4 protein-coding genes and 1 pseudogene are annotated in these 4,885 nt (G+C 67.1%); 2 read left to right on the forward strand and 3 right to left on the reverse strand.

Going from position 1 to position 4,885, the window contains the following annotated elements:
- Both JMF90_RS24170 and JMF90_RS24175 read right to left on the reverse strand, forming a co-directional pair.
- Positions 1-275, reverse strand: a 275-nt coding sequence (locus tag JMF90_RS24170; protein ID WP_201325514.1) for an MlaA family lipoprotein, incomplete at its 3' end; no start/stop codon positions are given.
- Complete coding sequence (locus JMF90_RS24175) at positions 268-2,901, reverse strand: MMPL family transporter (protein ID WP_011548768.1); 2,634 nt, start codon at positions 2,899-2,901, stop codon at positions 268-270. The genes JMF90_RS24170 and JMF90_RS24175, both read right to left, overlap by 8 nt.
- Positions 2,902-3,227: 326 nt before the next feature.
- On the opposite strand from JMF90_RS24175, the gene JMF90_RS24180 reads away from it, so the two are divergent.
- Positions 3,228-3,824 carry a phospholipid-binding protein MlaC gene (locus JMF90_RS24180; RefSeq protein ID WP_006480212.1) on the forward strand — a complete coding sequence of 199 codons (597 nt, stop codon included), beginning with the start codon at positions 3,228-3,230 and terminating at the stop codon, positions 3,822-3,824.
- An 80-nt stretch (positions 3,825-3,904) separates the two neighbouring features.
- Here JMF90_RS24180 and JMF90_RS24185 read toward each other — a convergent pair whose 3' ends face one another.
- The gene (locus JMF90_RS24185; RefSeq protein ID WP_011548769.1) at positions 3,905-4,543 is read right to left on the reverse strand and encodes a TetR/AcrR family transcriptional regulator; all 639 of its coding nucleotides are present in this window, start codon (positions 4,541-4,543) and stop codon (positions 3,905-3,907) included.
- Between the two features lie 144 nt (positions 4,544-4,687).
- Here JMF90_RS24185 and JMF90_RS24190 point away from each other — a divergent pair.
- Positions 4,688-4,885: pseudogene (locus tag JMF90_RS24190) on the forward strand (MFS transporter); the annotation flags it as partial.

The following is a 4,885-nucleotide window of genomic DNA, read 5'->3' on the forward strand; positions in this document are numbered from 1 at the left end:
ATGCGCAACTGCAGCAGGTTGTTGGCCATGTTGCCGAGATCGCCGAGGTTCGAGAAGAAGTTGCTGATCGCGGTGCGCACCGGCGTCGGCGTGACTTTCTGGTAGCCCTTCGCGATCGGCTGGGCGATGTTCGTGTCGACCGTGTCGTTGAACTTGTACATCGCCCGGTTCATCGGCTCGAGCGGGTCGTTGGGGTTGCGGTTCGGTCCCGTCGCGCAGCCGGTCAGCACCGCGCTGGCGGCGACGGTCGCCGCAATGATTCGCACCTTATTCATTGATTCCTTGCGATTGGTTCTTGGCGCGCTTGACGCGCGGTTTGCCCATCAGGACGGGCTGGAACACCACGGCGCCGATCAGCGTACAGGTCAGGGCCAGCGCGAGCAGCTTGCCCATGCTCGACGTGCCCGGATGGTGCGACAGCCACAGGCTGCCGAAGGCGGTTGCCGTCGTCGCGGCGCTGAACAGCACGGCGTGCGTGAGGCTCGAATGCAGCAGGCCCGTCTGCCCCGCGCGCCACGCCATCACGAAATACACCTTGAACGCGACGCCGACGCCGAGCATCAGCGGCAGCGCGATGATGTTCGCGAAGTTCAGCGACATGCCGAGCACGACGCACATCTCGAGCGTCACGATGCCCGACACGAGCAGCGGCACGAGCGTGCGCAGCACGTCGCCGAAGCGGCGCAACGTGACCCACAGCAGGACCGTGATCGAGATGATCGACCACATCGCCGCGTGCAGGAACGCGTTGATGATCGTGTCGGCCGAATGCAGGATCGAGATCGGCCCGCCGGTCGTACCCGGTTCCGCGGCCTTCACGGCCTTGGCGAAACGGCGCAGCATCGTGTCGTCGTTCGGATCGACGCCCTTCGGCACCTTCGGCGAGATCTGCACGAGCGCGTGGCCGTCCGGCGCGACCCAGTCGCGCACGATCTGCGGCGGCAGCGATTCGCGCGTGATGTCTTGCGGCTGCAGCAGCGCGGCGAGCTGGTTGAGCGCGATGCGCAGCGTATCGGAGAATGCGCGCTCGGCACGGTCGCGCGTCGCGCTGTCGGCGGCGGCAAGCTTCGCGAGCGACGCGGACAGGTGCTGCGCGGCCGCTGCGCCCGGGCCCGGGTGATCTTCGGCTGCATAGCTCAGCAGATCCGACACGCGCTTGAGCGCGGCCACGCGTTGCGCGTCGGTCGCGGGCGGCGCGGCCGGCTGTGTCAGCGCGGGCAGCAGTTCGCTCGCGGCCGCGGCGATCGCCGCGCGCTTGGCCGGCTGGTCGGCCGGGATGAAGGTCGACAGCGTGGTCGTGCGGCCGACTTCGGGCAGCGCGTCGAGGCGCTTCGCGACCGCATCGGCCTGCGCGAGCGACGGCGCGAGCAGCGTGACGTCGTTGACGGCGGCTTCCGGCGAATCCTTCAGCGCGAGCAGCGTCGCCATCGATTCGCTGTTCGGGTCCTTCAGGTGCAGCGGGTTGAAGTCGAAATGCAGGAACGCGAGCAGCGGCAGCGCGCCGATCACGACCGCGAGCGTGCCGATCAGGATCGGCTTGCGATGGCGATCGAGGTAATCGTCGACGGGCGCGAGCCACGGGAAACCCGGCGTCTTCGATTCGCCCGGCGGCGCGAACAGGCGCAGCAGCGCCGGCAGCAGCGTGAGCGTGGTCAGCAGCGCGACGAACATCCCGACGCCCGCGATCAGACCGAGCTCGGACACGCCGCGATACGCGGTCGGGATGAACGAGAAGAAGCTCGCCGCGACGGCCGCCGTGGCCAGCGCGAGCGGCATGCCCATCGAATGCGCGGCGCCGATCAGTGCGTGATCGATGCGCTCGTCGCGGAAGCGTTCCTCGCGATACTTCACGCCGTACTGGATCGAGAAATCGACGCCGAGGCCGACGAACAGCACCATGAACGCGACCGAGATCATGTTCAGCGAGCCGACCATCGCGAGGCCGAGCGCGGCCGTCACGACGAGGCCGACGAACAGCGTGACGAGCACCGAGCCGATCATCCGCTTCGAGCGCAGCGCGAGCCACAGGATCACGAGCACGGCGAGCAGCGTGAGTACGCCGTTGAGTGCGGCGCCGTCTTCGACCGACGCGAATTCGTCGTCGGCGAGCGGTTGTTCGCCGGTCAGGCGCACGGCCGCGCCGTAGCGCTTGTCGAGCTCGAGCGACCGGGCCGCGTCGCGGATCACCTGGCTCGTTGCCGCGCCGGCCTTCAGCGCGCCGTAGTTGACCACCGGCTGAACGGTGACGAACGCGCGCGCGGGCTGCCGCGCCGCGTCGTTGTCGACCAGCGCGCGCCACGAGAACGCGGCCGGCTTGCCGGCCAGCACGTCGTCGACCGTCGCGGCGCTGCGCGCGAGCAGCTTCGCCATCGCGGGCAGCTTCACCTGGCCGGTCAGCAGCGGCTGGCCGAGCGTGGTGGACAGCGTGGTGGCGAGCCCGGTGAGGCTCGGGTTCTTCGCGAGTTCGTTGACGAGCGGGCGGGCGCTCGCGAGCTGCGCGGTCGTATCGGAGACCTCCTGCGGCGACAGGAACAGCAGCCCGTTGTGCTCGAAGAACGGCCCGCCGCCCGGTTCGGCGACCGGGCCGATACGGCCGGCATCGGCGTCCTTGCGCAGCGCTTCGGTGAGTGCATGCGCGGCGGCAGTCGCGAATTCGGGCGCGGGTGCCTCGACGACGGCGAGGATCGTGCCGTTGCGTTGCGGGAACGCGTTGTCGACCGCCTTGCTCAGTGCGGCCCATTGCGGCTCCGCATCGACGAGCTTGCTGATGTCGGTGTTGATCTTGAAATGCTGCGCGACGTAGACGCCGCTGAAGGCGGCGATGACGAGCGACAGGACGACGACCCAGACGGGGCGGCGCACCGACCACGCAACGAGTCGGACGATGAGAGATGTCACCATGTGGCGGTGGGGAGCGGCTGGCTAGGGCAAAGTAGCCAAGTATACCGGCGCGGCGCGGCGACGGTCGTGACGTTGCAGAGAATCGGGGCGGGAAGGATATTTGCTACCGGCGTGGCAATCGGATCGCGCAGCCGGCCCATTTGTATGGGGATATTTACATAATCGCCACGGCGATGCGTCGACACGCCGCCAAGGGCCTGTGACAAACGGCGCTGAAAGGTAACAGTCGGTCACCGCGCGGCAACGGGGCGTCAGGCCCGGTATACTTTGCTCCACCGGCCGATGCAAAGAGCCGGCCGTTTTTTCCCATCGAGTGCGAAATTCGTATGAAACGTCATCTGTTTGCTTTCGTCGCGGCGGCCGCCGTGTCGGTTTCCGCTTTCGCGCAGAGCGCGCCGGTCGATGTCGTCCGCACGGCGGTCGAGGGTACCGTCAATGCGATGAAGGCCGATCCGGCCGCGCGCGGCGGCGACATGGCGAAGATCACGCAGGTCGTCGAGCAGCGCTTCCTGCCCGTGACCAACTTCGAGCGCACGACCCGCATCGCGGTCGGCGACGCGTGGAAGCAGGCCACGCCGCAACAGCAGCAGGAACTGTACAAGCAGTTCCGCTTGCTGATGACGCGCACCTACGCCGCGTCGCTCGCGCAGCTCGGCAACCAGGACGCGAAGTTCTCGTTCAAGCCGGGCGGCGCGTCGGGCGCGGACGCGCTCGTGCAATCGACGGTGACGACGCCGGGCGACAGCCAGTCGGTCGGCTATCGTCTCGGCAAGGTCGGCAACGACTGGAAGATCTACGACATCGACATGTCGGGTGCGTGGCTGATCCAGGTCTATCAGGGTCAATTCAAGAGCCAGCTCGCGACGGGCGGGATCGACGGCCTGATCGCGTATCTGCAGAAACACAATTCGCGGACGAACTGACGGCTGTTGCAAGGCCGTGGTCCGAATGCAGGAAGGGCGCCCTCGGGCGCCCTTTTTTCATGGCGGCGAGTGGATTGCCGCTATGTGCCGACACCGAGCATCCGCAGGCAATCGTCGACCACCGCATCGACGAACGCGGCGCGATCCGTTTCCGGCGACGCGATGATGTGGTCGGTCGCGCCGTGCACGCCGGCGTAGATCAGCAGCGCGGTGACTGGCGGGTGCGCGAGCCGCCAGGCGCCGGCCCGGACGCCACCGTCGAGAATCGCACCGAGCTGCTCGAGGATCGCGTTCTTGTCGGCATTCTCGCGATCGTGGTGATGATGGTTCGTGTAGACGATGTCGTGCGTGCGATAAGTCGCCGCGTAGATTTCGATGCTGGCGCGGATCCACGCACGCAGGCGCGCGAGCCAGTCGTCGGCGTCGCACCCGTTCACCGCGTGCTGCAACTGGTCGAGGAAGGATGCCGTGTAGCGCTGCGCGAGCGCCGCGAGCATGTCGGCCTTCGATTCGAAGTAGTGATAGAACGTGCCCTTCGCGACCTGCGCGTGCTCGACGATCTCGCTGATGGTCGTCGCCTCGACGCCCTGCGCGAGGAACAGCGTCTCGGCCGCGGCCATCAGCTCTTCGAGGCGGACTTCCGCCGGCTTCGTGCGCGGCTTGCCCGCCGCCCCGTCGTCTTTCCCTGTCCTGATCCCTGTCTTGGTCCTGTCCGTCATCGCGCGGCTCGACGCCCGTTCATGCAAAGCCCGCAGTTTAGGCCAGCACCTCGTTTACGGCCAACGTAGTTAATTGACCGACGGTCAGTCGATATATAAGATGAGAAGCATTCTCATTGACAGGCCCGCCGCGGGCCGACCGCCATGTCTCGTTACCGTCGTGCCGCACTCGTTCTGGCCGCGTGTCTGGGCACCTTTCTCGCCACGCTGGACATCAGCATCGTCAACGTTGCGTTACCGACGCTGCAGACGGCGCTCGATACCGATATCGGCGGCCTGCAGTGGGTCGTCAACGCGTACGCGCTCGCGCTGTCCGCATTCATGCTGTCGGCCGGCCCGCTC

It is taken from the genome of Burkholderia sp. E168m23 (assembly GCF_016586125.1).
GTDB lineage: Bacteria > Pseudomonadota > Gammaproteobacteria > Burkholderiales > Burkholderiaceae > Burkholderia > Burkholderia orbicola.

Excerpts from the sequence above, each read along its gene's own strand:
- JMF90_RS24180 (WP_006480212.1), top strand. The coding sequence starts at position 3,228 with ATGAAACGTCATCTGTTTGCTTTCGTCGCGGCGGCCGCCGTGTCGGTT.
- JMF90_RS24175 (WP_011548768.1), bottom strand. The coding sequence starts at position 2,901 with ATGGTGACATCTCTCATCGTCCGACTCGTTGCGTGGTCGGTGCGCCGC.
- JMF90_RS24185 (WP_011548769.1), bottom strand. The coding sequence starts at position 4,543 with ATGACGGACAGGACCAAGACAGGGATCAGGACAGGGAAAGACGACGGG.